Annotated in this window: 15 protein-coding genes and 1 tRNA gene; 2 read left to right on the top strand and 14 right to left on the bottom strand. The window is 62.9% G+C overall.

Features of this window, described 5'->3' with window-relative positions; genetic code table 11:
- Positions 1–370 precede the first annotated feature (370 nt).
- From rpoC to F9929_RS20515, 13 genes are all read right to left on the bottom strand, one after another.
- Positions 371–4573 carry a DNA-directed RNA polymerase subunit beta' gene (gene rpoC / locus F9929_RS20575; RefSeq protein WP_152048431.1) on the bottom strand — a complete coding sequence of 1401 codons (4203 nt, stop codon included), beginning with the start codon at positions 4571–4573 and terminating at the stop codon, positions 371–373.
- Between the two features lie 132 nt (positions 4574–4705).
- On the bottom strand, positions 4706–8845 hold the full coding sequence (gene rpoB / locus F9929_RS20570) for a DNA-directed RNA polymerase subunit beta (RefSeq protein ID WP_152048430.1): 4140 nt from the start codon (positions 8843–8845) through the stop codon (positions 4706–4708).
- A gap of 300 nt (positions 8846–9145) precedes the next feature.
- Entirely contained in the window at positions 9146–9523 is a 378-nt protein-coding gene (rplL, locus tag F9929_RS20565) for a 50S ribosomal protein L7/L12 (RefSeq protein WP_152048429.1), read from the bottom strand.
- Between the two features lie 50 nt (positions 9524–9573).
- Positions 9574–10092, bottom strand: coding sequence for a 50S ribosomal protein L10 (gene rplJ / locus F9929_RS20560; RefSeq protein ID WP_152048428.1), 519 nt, complete (start codon positions 10090–10092; stop codon positions 9574–9576).
- Positions 10093–10489: 397 nt separating this feature from the next.
- Complete coding sequence (rplA, locus tag F9929_RS20555) at positions 10490–11191, bottom strand: 50S ribosomal protein L1 (protein WP_152048427.1); 702 nt, start codon at positions 11189–11191, stop codon at positions 10490–10492.
- A gap of 2 nt (positions 11192–11193) precedes the next feature.
- On the bottom strand, positions 11194–11622 hold the full coding sequence (gene rplK / locus F9929_RS20550; RefSeq protein ID WP_152048426.1) for a 50S ribosomal protein L11: 429 nt from the start codon (positions 11620–11622) through the stop codon (positions 11194–11196).
- Positions 11623–11772: 150 nt separating this feature from the next.
- Positions 11773–12312 (bottom strand): transcription termination/antitermination protein NusG, encoded by a 540-nt coding sequence (gene nusG / locus F9929_RS20545; RefSeq protein ID WP_152048425.1) that lies wholly within the window; start codon positions 12310–12312, stop codon positions 11773–11775.
- 23 nt (positions 12313–12335) lie between these two features.
- Complete coding sequence (secE, locus tag F9929_RS20540; RefSeq protein ID WP_152048424.1) at positions 12336–12536, bottom strand: preprotein translocase subunit SecE; 201 nt, start codon at positions 12534–12536, stop codon at positions 12336–12338.
- Positions 12537–12668: 132 nt separating this feature from the next.
- A tRNA-Trp gene (locus F9929_RS20535) sits at positions 12669–12744 on the bottom strand.
- 14 nt (positions 12745–12758) lie between these two features.
- The gene (locus F9929_RS20530) at positions 12759–13649 is read right to left on the bottom strand and encodes a 3-deoxy-manno-octulosonate cytidylyltransferase (protein WP_152048423.1); all 891 of its coding nucleotides are present in this window, start codon (positions 13647–13649) and stop codon (positions 12759–12761) included.
- Positions 13646–14518 carry a 3-deoxy-manno-octulosonate cytidylyltransferase gene (locus F9929_RS20525; RefSeq protein ID WP_152048422.1) on the bottom strand — a complete coding sequence of 291 codons (873 nt, stop codon included), beginning with the start codon at positions 14516–14518 and terminating at the stop codon, positions 13646–13648. Before F9929_RS20525 ends, F9929_RS20530 begins: the two co-directional genes overlap by 4 nt.
- Before the next feature lie 61 nt (positions 14519–14579).
- A complete protein-coding gene (locus F9929_RS20520) occupies positions 14580–15269 on the bottom strand; it encodes a glycosyltransferase family protein (RefSeq protein WP_152048421.1) in 690 nt (229 codons plus the stop codon).
- Positions 15270–15313: 44 nt separating this feature from the next.
- Positions 15314–16027 (bottom strand): hypothetical protein, encoded by a 714-nt coding sequence (locus F9929_RS20515; RefSeq protein ID WP_152048420.1) that lies wholly within the window; start codon positions 16025–16027, stop codon positions 15314–15316.
- Positions 16028–16144: 117 nt separating this feature from the next.
- On the opposite strand from F9929_RS20515, the gene F9929_RS20510 reads away from it, so the two are divergent.
- Positions 16145–17080 (top strand): hypothetical protein, encoded by a 936-nt coding sequence (locus tag F9929_RS20510; protein ID WP_152048419.1) that lies wholly within the window; start codon positions 16145–16147, stop codon positions 17078–17080.
- On the top strand, positions 17077–17751 hold the full coding sequence (locus F9929_RS20505) for a hypothetical protein (protein ID WP_152048418.1): 675 nt from the start codon (positions 17077–17079) through the stop codon (positions 17749–17751). Before F9929_RS20510 ends, F9929_RS20505 begins: the two co-directional genes overlap by 4 nt.
- A gap of 226 nt (positions 17752–17977) precedes the next feature.
- Here F9929_RS20505 and F9929_RS20500 read toward each other — a convergent pair.
- Positions 17978–18289, bottom strand: a 312-nt coding sequence (locus F9929_RS20500; protein WP_456236797.1) for an EF-Tu C-terminal domain-related protein, incomplete at its 5' end; no start/stop codon positions are given.

Raw genomic sequence — 18289 nt, 5'->3', positions numbered from 1 at the left:
CATTCCGGGCGGAAACCGCAACCCCTCCTCATGCGTATGCCCGAACAGATGGTTCGATGGTCTTTAGCCCCGTACGACGGTACTTCCCCGATTGGAGGGAGGAGGCGCGGGCCGAGCCTATGGTCATGAGGCTATCGCGTCATGACTTCACAGACAAGTTGCTGCTTCGAACCTGCGCTCGTCACGGCGGCCGCACCCCGAATGATCGCGCGTCCCGCGAGAACCTGTCGTGTCACCATCTTCGCAATGCGCAAGGCGCGCCGGGCGACGGTTGCCATGAGCTTGCGCCAAAGAAAAACCCCGCCGAAAATCGACGGGGTTTTTGAGTTGCTCTGCCGCCCTCTCGGGCGACAGCTATGTCGAACGAGGCTTACTCAGCCGCGTCGGTCATCTGTGTCAGCAGGCGATCCGACTGCTCGGTGTTCGCAGCCTTCGAACGGCGATCCTCGACGATGAGGTCGTCGCGCGACCCGGCGATGCGCCGGATCTGGGTCATGATTCCGCCCGTACCGGCCGGGATGAGACGGCCGACGATGACGTTTTCCTTGAGGCCCTGAAGCGTGTCCATCTTGCCGGCGACCGCCGCTTCCGTGAGGACGCGGGTGGTTTCCTGGAAGGACGCCGCCGAGATGAAGCTCGGCGTCTGCAGCGAGGCCTTGGTGATGCCGAGGAGCACCGGGTTGCCGACCGCCGGCTTCTTGCCGTCGTCCGCCAGTCGCTCGTTCAGTTCCGCCAGTTCGATCCGATCGATGTGATCGCCCGGGATCAGGCCTGAATCACCCGCCTCGGTGATCTCGACCTTCTGCAGCATCTGCCGGACGATGACCTCGATGTGCTTGTCGTTGATAAGCACGCCCTGCAGGCGGTAGACTTCCTGGATCTCGTTGACGAGATAGGAAGCCAGCGCCTCGACGCCCCGGATGGCCAGGATGTCGTGCGGAGCCGGGTTGCCGTCGAGGATGTAGTCGCCCTTCTCGATGACGTCGCCTTCCTGAAGATGGAAAGGCTTGCCCTTCGGGATCAGGTACTCGACCGCCTCGACGCCGTCCTCATGCGCTTCGATGATGACGCGACGCTTGTTCTTGTAGTCGCGCCCGAAGCGCACCGTGCCGTCGATCTCGGCGATGATCGCATTGTCCTTCGGACGACGCGCTTCGAAGAGTTCGGCGACGCGCGGCAGACCACCGGTGATGTCCTTGGTCTTCGCCGATTCCATCGGAATTCGCGAAAGAACGTCACCGGCCTTCACATGGCTGCCGGGCTCGACGGACAAGATGGCATCCACCGACAGGAAGTAGCGGGCATCGGTGCCGCGCGCGAGCTTGGCGACCGTTCCGTCCTCCTTGCGGATGACCATCGCGGGCTTGAGGCCCGTGCCGCGCGGGCTGGCGCGCCAGTCGATAACGGCGCGCTTGGTGATGCCCGTCGCTTCGTCTGCCTGCTCGGAAACGGAAACGCCTTCCACCAGATCCTCGAACTCCACGATGCCGTCGAGCTCGGTCATGACCGGGCGGGTATAGGGGTCCCATTCCGCGATACGCTGGCCACGACGAACGGTGTCGCCGTCGTCCACGAAGATGCGGCTGCCGTAGGTCACGCGGTGCGACGCACGCTCCTTGCCCGCCTGATCCATGATCAGGACGGCCATGTTGCGGCCCATCGCCACGAGACGCCCGTCGGAATCGCGCACCACGTTGCGGTTGCGGATCTGAACCGTGCCCTCGTAGGACGCCTCAAGGAACGAGGAGTCCACCACCTGCGCCGTGCCGCCCATGTGGAACGTGCGCATGGTGAGCTGCGTGCCCGGCTCACCGATCGACTGTGCCGCGATGACGCCGACGGCTTCGCCCATGTTGACGGGCGTGCCGCGCGCCAGATCGCGACCGTAGCAGATGGCGCAGATGCCGGTGCGGACCTCGCAGGTCAGCGCCGAGCGGATCTTGATGGACTGGATGCCAGCCTTCTCGATCTTCTCGACATCGGCCTCTTCGACCGTACGGCCGCTTTCGACGATCACGTCGCCGGACAGCGGATGCACGATGTCGCCGAGCGCGGTACGGCCCAGCACGCGCTGGCCGATGGTCGCGACCACCTGACCGGCATCGACGATGGGCTGCATCGTCAAACCGTTCTCGGTGCCGCAATCGGTCTGCGTGATGATGCAGTCCTGCGCCACGTCGACGAGACGACGCGTCAGGTAGCCCGAGTTCGCGGTCTTCAAGGCGGTGTCGGCCAACCCCTTGCGGGCGCCGTGGGTCGAGTTGAAGTACTCGAGCACGGTCAGGCCTTCCTTGAAGTTCGAGATGATCGGCGTTTCGATGATCTCGCCGGACGGCTTGGTCATCAGCCCGCGCATGGCCGCGAGCTGGCGCATCTGGGTCGGGGACCCACGCGCACCCGAATGCGACATCATGTAGATCGAGTTCATCGGCTTTTGACGGCCGGTTTCCTTGTTGAACTCCACCGCCTTGATGCGGGCCATCATCTCTTCGGCGATCTTGTCCGTGCACTTGGCCCAGGCATCGACCACCTTGTTGTACTTCTCGCCCTGCGTGATCAGGCCGTCATTGTACTGCTGCTCGTATTCCTTCGCGAGCGTCTGCGTTTCCGTGATCATCTTCTCCTTCGTTTCGGGGATGAGCATGTCATCCTTGCCGAAGGAAATGCCGGCCGTGCAGGCATGGCGGAAGCCGAGCTGCATGATGCGGTCGCAGAAGATCACCGTCTCCTTCTGACCGCAGTGGCGATACACCTGGTCGATCATGCGGGAGATGTTCTTCTTCGTCATCAGCTCGTTGCAGATGTCGAAGGGAACGCGATGGCTCTTGGGCAGAAGCTGGCCGATGAGCATGCGGCCGGGCGTGGTCTCGTAGATCTTGGAGGTCTCGTTCCCTTCGGCGTCCACCGAACGGATGCGGCCCTTGATCTTGGTGTGGAGCGTCACGGACTTCGAATAGAGCGCGTGCTCCAGCTCGCCGTAGTCGGAGAAGGCCATGCCCTGCCCCGGCTCGTTCTCGTTCATGATCGACAGGTAGTAGAGGCCGAGAACCATGTCCTGCGACGGCACGATGACCGGCTGGCCGTTCGCGGGATGCAGGATGTTGTTGGTCGACATCATGAGGACGCGGGCTTCGAGCTGCGCCTCGATCGACAAGGGCACGTGCACGGCCATCTGGTCGCCGTCGAAGTCGGCGTTGAAGGCCGTGCAGACCAGCGGATGAAGCTGGATCGCCTTGCCTTCGATCAAGATGGGCTCGAAGGCCTGGATGCCGAGACGGTGCAAAGTCGGAGCGCGGTTCAGGAGAACCGGATGCTCGCGGATCACCTCGTCCAGGATATCCCAGACTTCCGGACGCTCCTTCTCGACCAGCTTCTTGGCCTGCTTGACGGTCGAGGAATAACCCTTCGCGTCGAGGCGTGCGTAGATGAAGGGCTTGAACAGCTCCAGCGCCATTTTCTTCGGCAGGCCGCACTGGTGCAGCTTCAGTTCCGGGCCCGTCACGATCACGGAACGGCCGGAATAATCGACGCGCTTGCCGAGGAGGTTTTGACGGAAGCGGCCCTGCTTGCCCTTCAGCATGTCGGACAGCGACTTCAGCGGACGCTTGTTGGCGCCGGTGATGACGCGGCCACGACGGCCGTTGTCGAACAGGGCGTCGACGGCTTCCTGCAACATGCGCTTTTCGTTGCGCACGATGATGCCGGGCGCGCGAAGCTCGATCAGGCGCTTCAAGCGGTTGTTGCGGTTGATGACGCGGCGATAAAGATCGTTGAGATCGGAGGTCGCAAAGCGGCCGCCGTCCAAGGGAACGAGCGGACGCAGGTCCGGCGGGATCACCGGGACGACGCGCATGATCATCCATTCCGGCTTGTTGCCGGAATCGAGGAAGTTCTCGACGATCTTCAGACGCTTCATCAGCTTCTTCATCTTCAGATCCGAAGATGTCTCGGCGATGTCCGTGCGAAGCTGCGCGGCGATGCTTTCAAGATCCATACCCGCAAGCAGGGCCTGGATGGCTTCGGCGCCGATGAGCGCGGTGAAGGAGTCCTCGCCATACTCGTCGACGGCGAGCATGTATTCCTCTTCCGACAGGAGCTGGTGCTCCTTCAGCGCGGTGAGGCCCGGCTCCGTGACGATGTAGTTCTCGAAGTAAAGGACGCGCTCGATGTCCTTCAGCGTCATGTCGAGCAGCGTGCCGATGCGGCTCGGAAGCGACTTCAGGAACCAGATATGGGCAACGGGCGCGGCGAGCTCGATATGGCCCATGCGCTCGCGGCGAACGCGCGACAGCGTGACTTCCACGCCGCACTTCTCGCAGATGATGCCCTTGTACTTCATGCGCTTGTACTTGCCGCACAAGCACTCGTAGTCCTTGATCGGGCCGAAGATGCGCGCGCAGAACAGGCCGTCGCGCTCGGGCTTGAACGTGCGGTAGTTGATGGTTTCCGGCTTCTTGATCTCGCCGAAGGACCACGAAAGAATCTTCTCAGGGCTCGCGAGCGAGATCCGGATGGAATCGAACGTCTGCGCCTGCACCTGAGGATTGAAGAGATTCATGACCTCTTGGTTCACGGTCTGTCTCCTGTTGGGGCGGCTGGCCCCCTATGCATCGCTTAAGCGACGCGTGCGGAAATCTGATGGCGGGAGCGCCCGGAAGGGCGCTCTCAAGACCGCGATAATTGAGCGCGGTCGGGATTATGCCGATTATTCCGCGGCGTCGGGAAGCTGTTCCAGGGGCGTCGGCGGTTCGGTCGTGTTCGAAAGATCGACGTCCAGGCCGAGCGAGCGCATTTCCTTAACGAGAACGTTGAAGCTCTCCGGAATGCCCGACTCGAAGGCGTCGTCGCCGCGCACGATCGACTCGTAGACCTTGGTGCGGCCTGCCACGTCGTCCGACTTCACCGTCAGCATTTCCTGCAAAGTGTAGGCGGCGCCGTAGGCTTCCAGCGCCCAGACCTCCATTTCGCCGAAACGCTGTCCGCCGAACTGCGCCTTGCCGCCGAGCGGTTGCTGGGTGACGAGCGAGTACGGGCCGATCGAGCGGGCGTGGATCTTGTCGTCCACCAGATGGTGCAGCTTCAGCATGTAGATGTAGCCGACCGTCACCTGCCGATCGAAAGCCTCGCCGGTACGCCCGTCATAGAGCGTGACCTGGCCCGAACCGTTGAGACCGGCCTTCTCCAGCATCTCCACGATGTCGAGCTCGACCGCACCGTCGAAGACGGGGGTCGCGATCGACACGCCCTTGCGCATCTGCTTGGCGAGCGTGATCACGCCGTCGTCGTCGAAACCGGCGACCTTCTCGTTGCGCTCGGACGTGCCGAGAACCCCCGCGATCTCCTGCCGGAGTGGCTGGGCGTCCTTGCTTTCGAGATAGGTCTCGTAGAGTTCGCCGATCCGCTTGCCCATGCCGGCGCAGGCCCAGCCAAGGTGCGTTTCGAGGATCTGCCCAACATTCATGCGCGAAGGCACGCCGAGCGGATTGAGCACGATGTCGACATGGGTGCCATCCTCGAGGAACGGCATGTCTTCCACCGGCACGATCCGCGACACGACACCCTTGTTGCCGTGACGGCCGGCCATCTTGTCGCCGGGCTGGATCTTGCGCTTGACGGCGACGAAGACCTTCACCTGCTTCATGACGCCGGGGGGCAGTTCGTCGCCGCGCTGCACCTTCTCGACCTTGTCCATGAAGCGCGCTTCCAGCGTCTTCTTGGCATCGTCGTACTGGTTGCGCAGAGACTCGACATCGCCTTGCAGACGCTCGTCCTCGACGGCGAACATCCACCATTGCGAGCGGGAGAACTCCTGCATCAGCTCGGGCGTGACCGTGGAGCCCTTCTTGAAGCTCTTCGGTCCGGCCACAGCCACCTTGCCGTTCAGCATCTCGGTCAGGCGACCGTAGGTGTTGCGGTCAAGAATGGCCTGCTCGTCGTCGCGATCCTTGGCGAGACGCTCGATCTCCTCGCGCTCGATCGCCATGGCGCGCTCGTCCTTCTCGACGCCGTGACGGTTGAACACGCGGACCTCGACCACCGTGCCGTAGGTGCCGGGCGGCATACGGCTGGAGGTGTCGCGAACGTCGGACGCCTTCTCGCCGAAGATGGCGCGCAGAAGCTTTTCTTCCGGCGTCATCGGGCTTTCACCCTTCGGCGTGATCTTGCCGACGAGGATGTCGCCCGGCTGCACTTCGGCGCCGATATAAACGATGCCGGCTTCATCGAGGTTCTTCAGCGCTTCTTCCGAAACGTTCGGAATGTCGCGCGTGATTTCCTCCGGGCCGAGCTTGGTGTCGCGCGCCATGACCTCGAACTCCTCGATATGGATCGAGGTGAAGACGTCGTCGGCGACGATGCGCTCGGAAAGAAGGATCGAGTCCTCGTAGTTGTAGCCGTTCCACGGCATGAACGCGACGAGCACGTTCCGGCCGAGCGCCAGATCGCCGAGATCGGTCGAGGGACCATCCGCGATGATGTCGCCCTTGCGAACCCGATCGCCCATCGCCACCAGCGGACGCTGGTTGATGCAGGTCGACTGGTTGGAGCGCTGGAACTTCATCAGGCGATAGATATCGACGCCCGACTTGCCGGCCTCGACCTCTTCGGTAGCGCGGATGACGATACGGGTCGCGTCCACCTGATCCACGATGCCCGAGCGACGAGCGCCGATGGCGGCGCCGGAATCGCGCGCCACGATCGGCTCCATGCCGGTTCCGACGAACGGCGCTTCGGCGCGCACCAGCGGCACGGCCTGACGCTGCATGTTCGAGCCCATGAGGGCGCGGTTCGCGTCATCGTTCTCGAGGAACGGGATGAGCGCGGCCGCCACCGACACGAGCTGCTTCGGCGACACGTCCATGAGGTCGACGTTCTCGCGCGGCGTCATCATCACGTCGCCGGCATGGCGGCAGACGATAAGTTCTTCCGCGAAGGTCATGTCGTCGCTCAGGATCGCGTTCGCCTGCGCGACGTGATGCTTGGCTTCCTCCATGGCGGACAGGTACACGACCTCACCGGTCACCTTGCCGTCCACCACACGCCGATACGGGCTTTCGATGAAACCGTATTTGTTGACGCGGGCGAAGGTCGCGAGCGAGTTGATGAGACCGATATTCGGGCCTTCCGGCGTTTCGATCGGGCAGATGCGGCCGTAATGCGTCGGGTGCACGTCGCGCACCTCGAAGCCGGCGCGCTCGCGCGTCAAACCGCCCGGACCGAGCGCCGAGAGACGACGCTTGTGCGTGATCTCGGAAAGCGGGTTGGTCTGGTCCATGAACTGCGAAAGCTGCGAGGAACCGAAGAACTCGCGCACGGCGGCTGCCGCAGGCTTCGCGTTGATGAGATCCTGCGGCATGACCGTGTCGATCTCGACGGAGGACATGCGCTCCTTGATCGCGCGCTCCATGCGAAGGAGGCCGACGCGGTACTGGTTCTCCATCAACTCGCCGACCGAGCGGACGCGGCGGTTGCCGAGATTGTCGATGTCGTCGATCTCGCCACGGCCATCGCGCAGGCCAACGAGCGTCTTCACCGCCGCGATGATGTCTTCCTTGCGCAGAACGCGCACGGTGTCCTCGGCGTCGACGTCGAGACGCATGTTCATCTTGACGCGGCCGACCGCCGAAAGGTCGTAACGCTCCGGATCGAAGAACAGCGAATGGAACATGGCTTCCGCCGTTTCCATCGTCGGCGGCTCGCCCGGACGCATGACGCGGTAGATGTCGTAGAGCGCGTCCTGGCGACTCTCGTTCTTGTCGACGGCGAGCGAGTTGCGGATATACGCGCCGACGGTGACGTGATCGATGTCGAGCACCGAAATCTCGTCATAGCCCGCGTCGATCAGGACCTTGAGGGTCTTCTCGTCGATTTCGTCGCCGGCTTCGAGATAGACCTCGCCCGTCTGGAAGTTGACGACGTCTTCGGCGAGGTAGTTGCCGTAGAGGTCCTCTTCGGTCGCGCGCAGCGCCTTGACGCCGCGCTCCTTGAGCTGCCGGGCCTGACGGGCGGTGACCTTCTTGCCGGCTTCCACCAGCACTTCGCCGGTGTCGGCGTCGACGAGATCAACGACCGCGTTCTGGCCGCGCACGCGTTCCACGGAGAACGGAACACGCCAGCCGTTCTTGTCCTTCTCGAACTGCACGATGTCGTAGAAGGTCGAGAGGATTTCCTCGCCGTCCATGCCGAGCGCCATGAGAAGGCTGGACACGGGGATCTTGCGGCGGCGATCGATGCGCGCATAGACGACGTCCTTGGCATCGAACTCGATGTCGAGCCAGGAACCGCGATACGGGATGACGCGCGCGGCGAAGAGCAGCTTGCCGCTGGAATGCGACTTGCCCTTGTCGTGGTCGAAGAACACGCCCGGCGAACGGTGCATCTGCGAGACGATCACGCGCTCGGTTCCGTTCACGATGAACGTGCCGTTGGACGTCATGAGCGGCATGTCGCCCATGTAAACGTCCTGCTCCTTGATGTCCTTGATGGACTTGGAGTTGGTGTCCGGGTCGATATCGAACACGATCAGGCGCAGCGTCACCTTCAAGGGCGCAGCGAAGGTCAGGTCGCGCTGGCGGCACTCGTCGACGTCGAACTTCGGCGCCTCGAACTCGTACTTGACGAATTCGAGCATCGCCTGACCCGAGAAGTCGGAGATCGGGAACACGGACTTGAAAACGGACTGGAGGCCTTCGTCGGGGCGGCCGCCAGCGGGTTCCTTGACCATCAGGAACTGATCGTAGGAGGCCTTCTGGACCTCGATGAGGTTGGGCATTTCCGCAACTTCGGGGATGGACCCGAAGAACTTGCGCACTCGCCTGCGACCGCTGAACGTCGTCGTCTGAGACATCGTCGCTCCTTCATACCGCTGCGCCGGACCAGCGGGGCACTGACATATATCTCCCTTCCGGAAGGGAGATCCGCTGGCGACGGGTAGCGCACCGCCTGCGGGCATCGCATTCATCGGTTGCCGCCGGGGCGGCGCCCGAGTCTCCGAACCACCGCTCACGGCGGTCGGAAGACCCGCACATCACAGGCATCTGTCGACACCCGATCGTTCGTCCCCTCAGGGACACGGAAAGCGGAACGGCAAAAGCCGTCCCGCTGACCGTTATTGCGCGGATAAGCGCAAGGACCGAAGCCCTCGAACTTACTTGACTTCGACCTTGGCGCCAGCCTTCTCGAGCTGGTCCTTGATCTTGGCCGCTTCGTCCTTGGAAACGCCTTCCTTGACCGGCTTCGGCGCGCCGTCGACGAGATCCTTCGCTTCCTTCAGGCCGAGCGAGGTGATCGCGCGGACTTCCTTGATGACGTTGATCTTCTGGGCGCCGGCATCGGTGAGGATGACGTCGAACTCGGTCTTCTCTTCCTCGACCGGCGCGGCGGCGCCAGCACCACCGGCGGCCGCGACGGCGACCGGAGCGGCGGCGGAAACGCCCCACTTCTCTTCGAGGAGCTTGGAAAGCTCGGCCGCCTCGAGGACGGTCAGCTTCGACAGGTCTTCAACGATCTTGGCGAGATCGGTCATGGTCATGTTTCCTTAGGTTCGAACAATCAGGTTGGAGCGAGGAACAAGCCTCACGCCGCTTCGTCCTTCTTGGCATAAGCCCCGAACACGCGAGCGAGCTGAGCCGCCGGTGCCGCAACCACGGAAGCGATGCGCTGAGCCGGCGTCTGGATCATGCCGACAAGCTTCGCACGCAGTTCATCGAGCGACGGAAGCGAGGCGAGAGCCTTCACCCCTTCCGCGTCGAGGGTGGTCGTACCCATCGCCCCGCCGAGAATCACGAGCTTGTCGTTACCCTTGGCGTAGTCGTTGGCGACCTTCGGAGCCGTGATGGGATCGGTCGCGTAGCAGACGAGCGTCTGCCCCACGAACAGATTGGTGATCCCTTCGGCGTCCGTGCCTTGAAGAGCGATCTTGGCGAGGCGGTTCTTCGCGACTTTGACGGTCGCTCCCTGTGCGCGCATCTTGGAACGAAGATCGTTCATCTGCGCGACAGTGAGGCCGGCGTAGCGAGCCACGACGACGGAGCCCGAGCCCTTGAAGGTCTCGTGCATCTCGGCGACGAACTCGCGCTTTTCCGCTCTGTCCACTGCCACTCTCCAGTGTGACGAAAGCTTTGAATCACAAGCTTTCGCCGGTTGCCTTATGCCGCCCCAAAATCGGAGGCGGCGCTCGAGGGTCCTGTCCCCTTAGCGCCCGGATTCCCGTGGGAACCCGCGAGCGGCGCAAGGCATTCTGAGAGTCCGAACCAAAATCCGGGCGAACCCGGACATTTCAAAATCGAACACCCCATCTCATGCAGGCTTTCGCCTTTTAAGACGAACAACCAAAAGGCCGTGCGTCGCCTGCAATCTCGGACAGGTCGAGGAAACGTTTCCGTTTCCCCTGATCCGGGGCGCGAGCGTCCCGGAATTCGTTGAGGGTGAGCGACGCATATGGGTGCGTCGCTCGTCCATTGTAAGCCCGCTCGGCGAGCAGGCGATCCGATCAGGCCGTCGCGGACAGCGACGACAGGTCGACCTTCACGCCCGGGCCCATGGTCGAGGTGATCGACACGCGCTGGACGTAGATACCCTTGGCGCCGGACGGCTTGGCCTTCTGCACGGCATCCGCGAAGGCGCGGATGTTCTCGGCGATGGCGTTGGCGTCGAACGACACCTTGCCGACGCCGGCGTGGATGATGCCGGCTTTCTCGACGCGGAACTCCACGGCGCCGCCCTTCGACGCCTTGACGGCGGCGGTGACGTCCGGCGTCACGGTGCCGACGCGCGGGTTCGGCATCAGGCCGCGGGGGCCGAGCACCTTACCGAGACGACCAACGAGGCCCATCATGTCCGGGGTCGCGATGGCGCGATCGAAATCGATCTGGCCGCCCTGGACCTGCTCCACCAGCTCTTCCGCACCGACGATGTCGGCACCGGCGGCGCGCGCTTCGTCGGCCTTGGCGCCGCGAGCGAACACCGCGACGCGAACCGTGCGGCCCGTGCCGTTCGGCAGGTTGACGACGCCGCGGACCATCTGGTCGGCGTGGCGCGGATCAACGCCGAGATTCATCGCGATCTCGATGGTCTCGTCGAACTTCGCGGTTGCACGCTCCTTCAGGAGCTGAACGGCTTCGTCAAGCGAGTAGAGCTTGATGCGGTCGATGCCTTCGCGAGACTTCGCGACGCGCTTTGCGATCTTAGCCATCGTCAGCCCACCACCTCGAGACCCATCGAACGGGCGGAACCTTCGACCATCAGCATGGCTGCGTCGACGTCGTTCGCGTTCAGGTCTTTCATCTTCGCTTCGGCGATCTCACGAACCTGCTGGCGCGTGACCTTGCCGGCGACATCCTTGCCCGGAAGCTTGGAAGCCGACTGGATGTTCGCAGCCTTCTTCAGGAAGTAGCTCACGGGAGCCGTCTTCATGACGAAGGTGAAGGACTTGTCCTGGTAGTAGGTGATCACGACCGGGACGGGCGAACCCTTCTCCATTTCCTGGCTCTGCGCGTTGAACGCCTTGCAGAATTCCATGATGTTGATGCCGCGCTGGCCGAGGGCCGGACCGATCGGGGGCGACGGGGTCGCCGAACCAGCCTTCACCTGCAGCTTGAGCTGGCCTGCAATTTTCTTAGCCATAGCCTCTGCCTCGTTGAATCGTCCGCCCTTCTTCCGAGGAGGAACGGCGGGTTGCAGTCGCGCGGTGCGGTCTCAAGCCGGACGGCTCTGCCGGCTTCACCTTCCGCGCATGAACGAAGCGGCGCCTCGAAGGCCCCGCCCCGCTTTCGATCAGACCTTTTCGACCTGACCGAATTCGAGATCCACGGGCGTCGCGCGCCCGAAGATCGAAACTTCCACCTTGAGCCGCGAGCGCTCGGCATCGACTTCCTGGACCACGCCATTGAAGGACGCGAAGGGCCCATCCGACACGCGGACCTGCTCGCCGATGTCGAACAGAACGGTCGGCTTCGGACGCTCGACGCCTTCCTGCACCTGATGCAGGATGGCCTCGGCCTCCTTGTTCGAGATCGCCACCGGCTTGTGCGAGTGACGGTCCTCACCGAGAAAGCCGGTGACGCGGGCCGTGTTCTTCACGAGGCTGATCACCTGATCGGTGAGCTCGGCCTTCAGAAGAACGTAGCCCGGGAAGAACTTGCGTTCGGCGTCGACACGCTTGCCGCGACGAACCTCGACCACCTTCTCGGTCGGAACGACGATCTGCTCGATGAGGTCGGACAGACCCTTCTGGCGAGCCTGCTCCTCGATCGAGTCGGCGACCTTCTTCTCGAAGTTCGAATAAGCTTGAACGATGTACCAGCGAGCGGTCATGTGTCTCGATTGTTCCCGGCTTGTCAGAAGCTCGCGCCCTGAAGCAGGCCCATCACGTAGGCGAACACCATGTCCGCGACAAAGAAGAACGCGGACGCGAACACCACCATCGCCATGACCATGACCGTCGAGATCATCGTCTCACGACGGGAAGGCCACACAACCTTCGAGGTCTCGGTGCGGACCTGCGTCAGGAAGGTGAAAGGATTGCTTTTTGCAGCCATACAGCGCTCACGGCGGAAGGCGCGTCGAAGCGAAGACCACCCCGCGCGCCCAAATTCTTAAGATGCCGCTTCATAACGGGGCTTTAGGTGATTCACAAGCCCTGATGGAAAGCAAGCTGGATTTTCGTGAGATGGCAGGGGCAGAGGGGCTCGAACCCACGGCCTGCGGTTTTGGAGACCGCCGCTCTACCAACTGAGCTATACCCCTATCGCCTGCTCCGATTAGTCGGATCGCGACGTTTTTGCAAGCCCGTTCGTGTCGCGCGGCTGCGAACCGCCCTCTTCCGCCTGCGTTTTCCTCAAACGCTCCTTGCGGGTCTGCGGCTTCATTGAGCGCAACCAAGTATCCAGCCGACCTTGCAGGCGCGTCAGCGAGAAAAGTCGATCCACCGCCCGGTCGGTATTCGCCAGGCGATCCGCGACGACGGTGGCCGCCACGATGGCGATGTCGGCCCGGTCGATCTCCGGGAAACGCTCGGCGAAACGGGTGAATGGCAGGTCGCCCGCGCGTTCTCCGGTGAGGCGGATTAGACCGGCATTCGCCAACAACCGAAGCGCCGTCTGCTCGAAGGTCCAGTCGTGGTCGGCAAAAAGCTTCCAGCGCGCACTGCGCCGCGCGGTGAAGCCGGCGAGATGGATACCGATGCCGAGGCGCTGCTCTGCGAGCCAGAGTGCCAGCGCAAAGCCGCTCGTCGGCAGATGCGTACCCGGATAGATCGTCGCGAAGACGCCCGACAGATCGAGGAAACCGACGGCGCGCGACCCGAACTCCTCAGGGCGGCTGAAGTTCTCGCGTTCGGACACGCGCAGATTGGCGATGCCGAGAAACGCCTCGCTGTCGAAGGGCTTCAGCACCTTCTCGACTTCCCGGCGATACACGATATTGGCACCGGCCTCGCTGGAGCGCGCGACGAGAAGCGACGGACGCTCGAACGGGCCGTCCAGCACCTTGTAGGTCTTGTTGAAGAAGACGAAGAGCGTTCGCGGACCGAAAGCGGCTCGCAGAGCATCGAGATCCACGTCGTCGCTGTTGGCGACGAGCACCACGTCGGCAAATCGCGAGAAGACGGTCGCCCATTCGGCGAGGTCGGTCGGAAGACTCTCGCCACTCATGCCGCGTTGCCGCCTGCCTTGCTTTGTTCGGCAAGAAGCTTGTCGCGGGTGCGCTGCTTGCGCGAGCGAGGCCGCAACCGGCGCATCAGGTCGCGGATCGCGAGCTGGAACCGCAGGGCCGAATAGATGTGGTCGATCACCCGGTTGGTGCCGCTGAGGCGGTGCGACAGAACCTCGTTCGAGGTGATGGAGAACTCGGCCGGCGTGATGTCGGGGAATTCCGCCGTCAGCGCTTCCACCGGCCAGCGGTCGAAATACTCGCCGGTCAGGAAAGGATGCAGAAGCTTTTTCTTGAACATGATGTTCAGGACGATCTGCTCCCACGTCCAGTCATGGGCGTCGAAGACGCGCCATTGCGCTTCGCGCACGCCGCTGAAGCCGGCGAGATGGATGGGGATCGGCAGCTTCTGCTGCGCCAGCCAGAGCGCGAAGGCAAAGCCGGTGCTGGGCATCCGCCGGCCTGCCGGGTAGAAACGGCGGGCGAGGTCCACGAGATCGAGAAAGCCGATGGGGTGGCCTTTGAAGTCCTCCACCGGCGACAGCATTTCCTTGTCGCGGGCGCGCACGTTCAGGATGCCGTGGAACCGCGGCCCCTGCACCAGCGACATGACGTCGTCGAGTTCCCGGCGGTAAACGAGGCTGGCGCCCACCGGCGAGGATCGCGAGATCAGGATGCAGTCGCGCACCGCCGGCTGGTCGAGAATTCGATAAACGCGGTTGAAGAAGACGAAGAGCGGCCGAGCCCCGAAGCCGGGCGCCGTCAAGACGCTCGCGGCATCGCGACTGTTGGCGACGAGCACGATCGAATCGAACCCGGCGAAGAAAGCGTGCGGGTCCGATGAAAGGCTGGAGATCGGGAAGTCGGCCATCTGGCATCCTCGATGCCGAACGGCGAAAAACCGCCGCCCGGGTCGCCGGCAATGGGGCCGATCAGGAACGCTGCGTGACGTGCATCGTGCGCTCGCGCGCCGCGAACCATTCGTCCGCGTAGTCGTCCTTGGCATATTCGTTGAAATACGGGCCGCCATCGGTGAAGTGAACGTTCTTGGCGTCCGGGTTGTGGTCGTATTCATTGACGAGCCAGTTCCAGGCCGGCGGCAGTTCGCCGATCAGGTCGTCATTCTCCAGCCACTTGAACTGATGAAGCTGAAGGCCGGTCGCGGTGTTGACATAGTCGGTCGTCAGCGCGCGACACTTGGCGTTGTTGAAGAGGATCACGCTCGACCAGTTCTTCTTCTCGTACTTGGTCTGCGTTTGGCCGAGAAACTTGGTTTCCACCTTCGGCTGATAATCGTGCTTCACGCACATCGCGGCATACTTGTCGTCGCGCAGCTTCCACAATTCGGCAATGTCGGCACGCATCAGCATGTCGCAATCCATGAACAGGCTCCAGCCCTCGAAGTTCGAGAGCGCCGGCACGAGGAAGCGCGAGAAGGAGAATTCGGTCGTCTGAAGCGGATTGCGCTCGCGCGTGAAGATGCCGTTCAGATTGTCGAGAACGATCGGCGAGAACAAAACCGGGATCGTGGATTTCTCCAGAATGCTCTGGGAAAGGACGTGATAGGCGATCGTTTCCTTGGAATCGAAGCCAATGAAGACCCGAGCGATCTCTGCGGACATGAGCGGTACGCTCCCTTGCGTTCCGGCGTTGCGAGACCCGCGTCTTAACTGCGCGAGGGCTCGGCCACAACTGGCCCTTTTGCCGGATCGGCAGCAATGGGCGGTCGCCAGAGCCTGAGACCCATGGCATCGGCCAGTTCCGGCTCGGTGGTGGAAAGGCGCGGGTCCGATGCCAGCCGTTCAAGCGCATAGGTATCCTCGGCCACCTGCTTTCGCGGACGGCCGAGCTTGTCGTAGGAATGGCCGGAGCGCGATAGCGAGACGCCGGCGATCACCACTTCCGGCGCGCCGAAGGCGAGGCCGTAGCAGATCGCGACGATGCCGTTGGAGGGTTTGCCTTGGTCGCCGACGGCGCGAATCTCCCGCCCGACGAAGCTTTCCACGAGCTCTGTTCGATCGGCTTTCGGCATTCGCATCAGCTTCTCCACCCTCGCCTTCCGGTGCTTGGTCAGAAGGCGGAAGCGGAGAAGCGGCGTCGGCGTTCTCGTGAACCAGATCAGCCCGCGCGTGTTGAATTCCGGCCACGCCGCCCAGTTCGCCTTCGCCCGCCGAAACGTGATGTCGGCCGCACTCAACCCAAGATTGGCGGCGGTCAGGCCGGAATTGTTGATATCGATTCGCGCGTGATGCTCGAGAAGTTCGGGCGGCAGAACGGGGTTCGGCGCGCCGCCGAGGATGAGCCAAGGTTTCCCGAGGATGCCAAGCTCCCGCAGCCAATTCTCATGTCGTCGATGCATTCGCGGCGATAGTTTGGTCATGGCGGCATTGATGCTGGATCGTTCGGCAAGCTTCAACAGGGCAAGGCCTCGTCTTCACGGCCAAGTGCCATTATGCAGCGTGGAGACATTCCGGCCACGAAGCTTCAGGGAACCGGCTTGCAGATCGAAGAACCCGTCGTCATCAAGAAGAAATGGCATCCGGCCTGGACGAGGTTCCGCTTGCGTTGGCGAACCGAACGAGCCGCCGCGAAGCTGGAACGTTACGCTCCGGCCTATCGGGCTTTTCGCGATGACGTCCGGGGCGAGTTCCCGAAGGACGCTCGCCAGGGCTGTCTCGTCGCCGCCTGCAACGACTACTATTACTGGAACTTCGCCATCACCATGCTGCACTCGATCGAGCGGCATGGGCGAACGGAGTTCTTCCACCTTCATCTCTGCGAACCTTCGCCGCAAACGCAAGAGCATGTCCGAAAGCTCGCGGCGTCCCTGAAACATGTTCGACTTTCGTGGACGGCCGACAGCGGAAAGCTGGCGCAAACGCTGGTCTATCCGACGATCTACTATGCTTCCGTGCGTTTCCTGATTGCCGATCTCGTGATGGAAGCCTCGGGCGGCCCCGTCCTCTGCCTCGATATCGACGGCATCGCCGTTCGTCCGATCTGGCCGGCCTTCGATGCCGAGCGCGGCAAGGCCGACGTCGTTCTGATCAAGCGCGATAGTCCGAAGGACGTCGGGCGGCGCATCCTCGCCAGCGCACTGGGGATCGAGCCGACGGAGAAAGGCGGGCATTTCGCGCGCGCCCTCGCCCGGTCCATCGCGGCGGCCTTGCAACTGAAGCCGCTTTATCACGTGGACCAGACCGTTATTCATTACCTCACCGACCGGATGGAGCGCCGCCACGGCCTGCAGGTCTCGCAGATGCCGAAGGCGCTCGCGGATTTCGATTTCAACGAGGACGCAGTGATCTGGACCGCCAAGGGCTGGCAGCGCAAAAAATCCGACGTCTACGCACAGGCGATGCGCGCGATCGAAGAGCAGTTTCCCGACGAACTCGACCCGTCGCACGCGACGAAGCCGCAGGCGGCGCCGTGAAGGAATACCGCTTCGACCGCCGATATCCGCTCGACCGCTTCAAACGTCGCCGTGAAGCGTGGCTCAGGAAGCTGAAGCTTCTCGATCGGCCGTGGCTGATTCTCGGCGCGGCCCCGACGCCGACGCTGCCGCCGGACCTTTTTCGCACTCACGCGCGCATCGATATCAACAATGCGGGGAAGACCGCTGCGGAACTCGGGCTCGGCCGCGCGGCCCTCACCTTCCGCGCATCCAAGAAGTCCTGGCTGGAACACGACAAGATCGATACGGAAGGGCTGATCTGGCTGCGCGACCGCCCGACCCGCTTCATCCGCCTTTACCTTCTCGACAAGCCCTATCGCCATATCGGTCACGTATCGGCCCTTACCCGCTTCGACCGGGACGAGATCGTCAGGCTCGTCAGCGGCATGTCGCTGAAGGAGATCGGCGATCTCGGCAAGGTCAGCAACGGCGTCGCGGCGGCGTGCTACGGCCTTTTGTTCGGGGTGCCGGAAGTGGTGCTCGCCGGAATCTCCCTCACCCAGACCGGCCATTCCTACGACCAGCTCGGACGCCACCGTTTGCAGGTGGAGGAGGATCGGCTGGTTCTGTCGCATTTCGCCGGCGATCCGCGCGTGGCGACCACCGAGCCGGAACTCGCCGAACTGACCGGACTTCGGCTCAAGACGTAAGAGCCTGTTTGGAAACTCCGCCGGGTCGGTCCGGCGGTGCTTTTCCGTCGTCGCATCGTTACCAATCCTCGCCGATGCCACCGGCATCGACTGCGTTTGGTGCCTCGCGAGCGTCACAAAACCCCTCGTCGGCCCTCCGCCGGGAAGTTCCCAAACAGACTCTGAGCGCAGAAGAAAAGGCGGGCCGTTTCCGACCCGCCTTTTTCGTTTTCAGAAGAGAAGCGTCTTACTCGACGATGGATGAGACGATACCGGCGCCGACGGTGCGGCCGCCTTCGCGGATGGCGAAGCGCAGCTTTTCTTCCATGGCGATCGGCACGATCAGCTTGACGTCCATCGTCACGTTGTCGCCCGGCATCACCATCTCGGTGCCCTCGGGCAGCGTGACCACGCCCGTCACGTCGGTCGTGCGGAAGTAGAACTGCGGACGGTAGTTGGTGAAGAACGGCGTGTGGCGGCCGCCTTCTTCCTTGGTCAGGATGTAGGCCTCGGCCATGAAGCGCGTGTGCGGCTTCACCGAACCCGGCTTGCACAGAAC

Origin of the sequence: Aureimonas psammosilenae, assembly GCF_009176975.1 — a bacterium.
Lineage (GTDB): Bacteria > Pseudomonadota > Alphaproteobacteria > Rhizobiales > Rhizobiaceae > Plantimonas > Plantimonas psammosilenae.
This window is presented reverse-complemented; position numbering and strand designations above follow the sequence as displayed.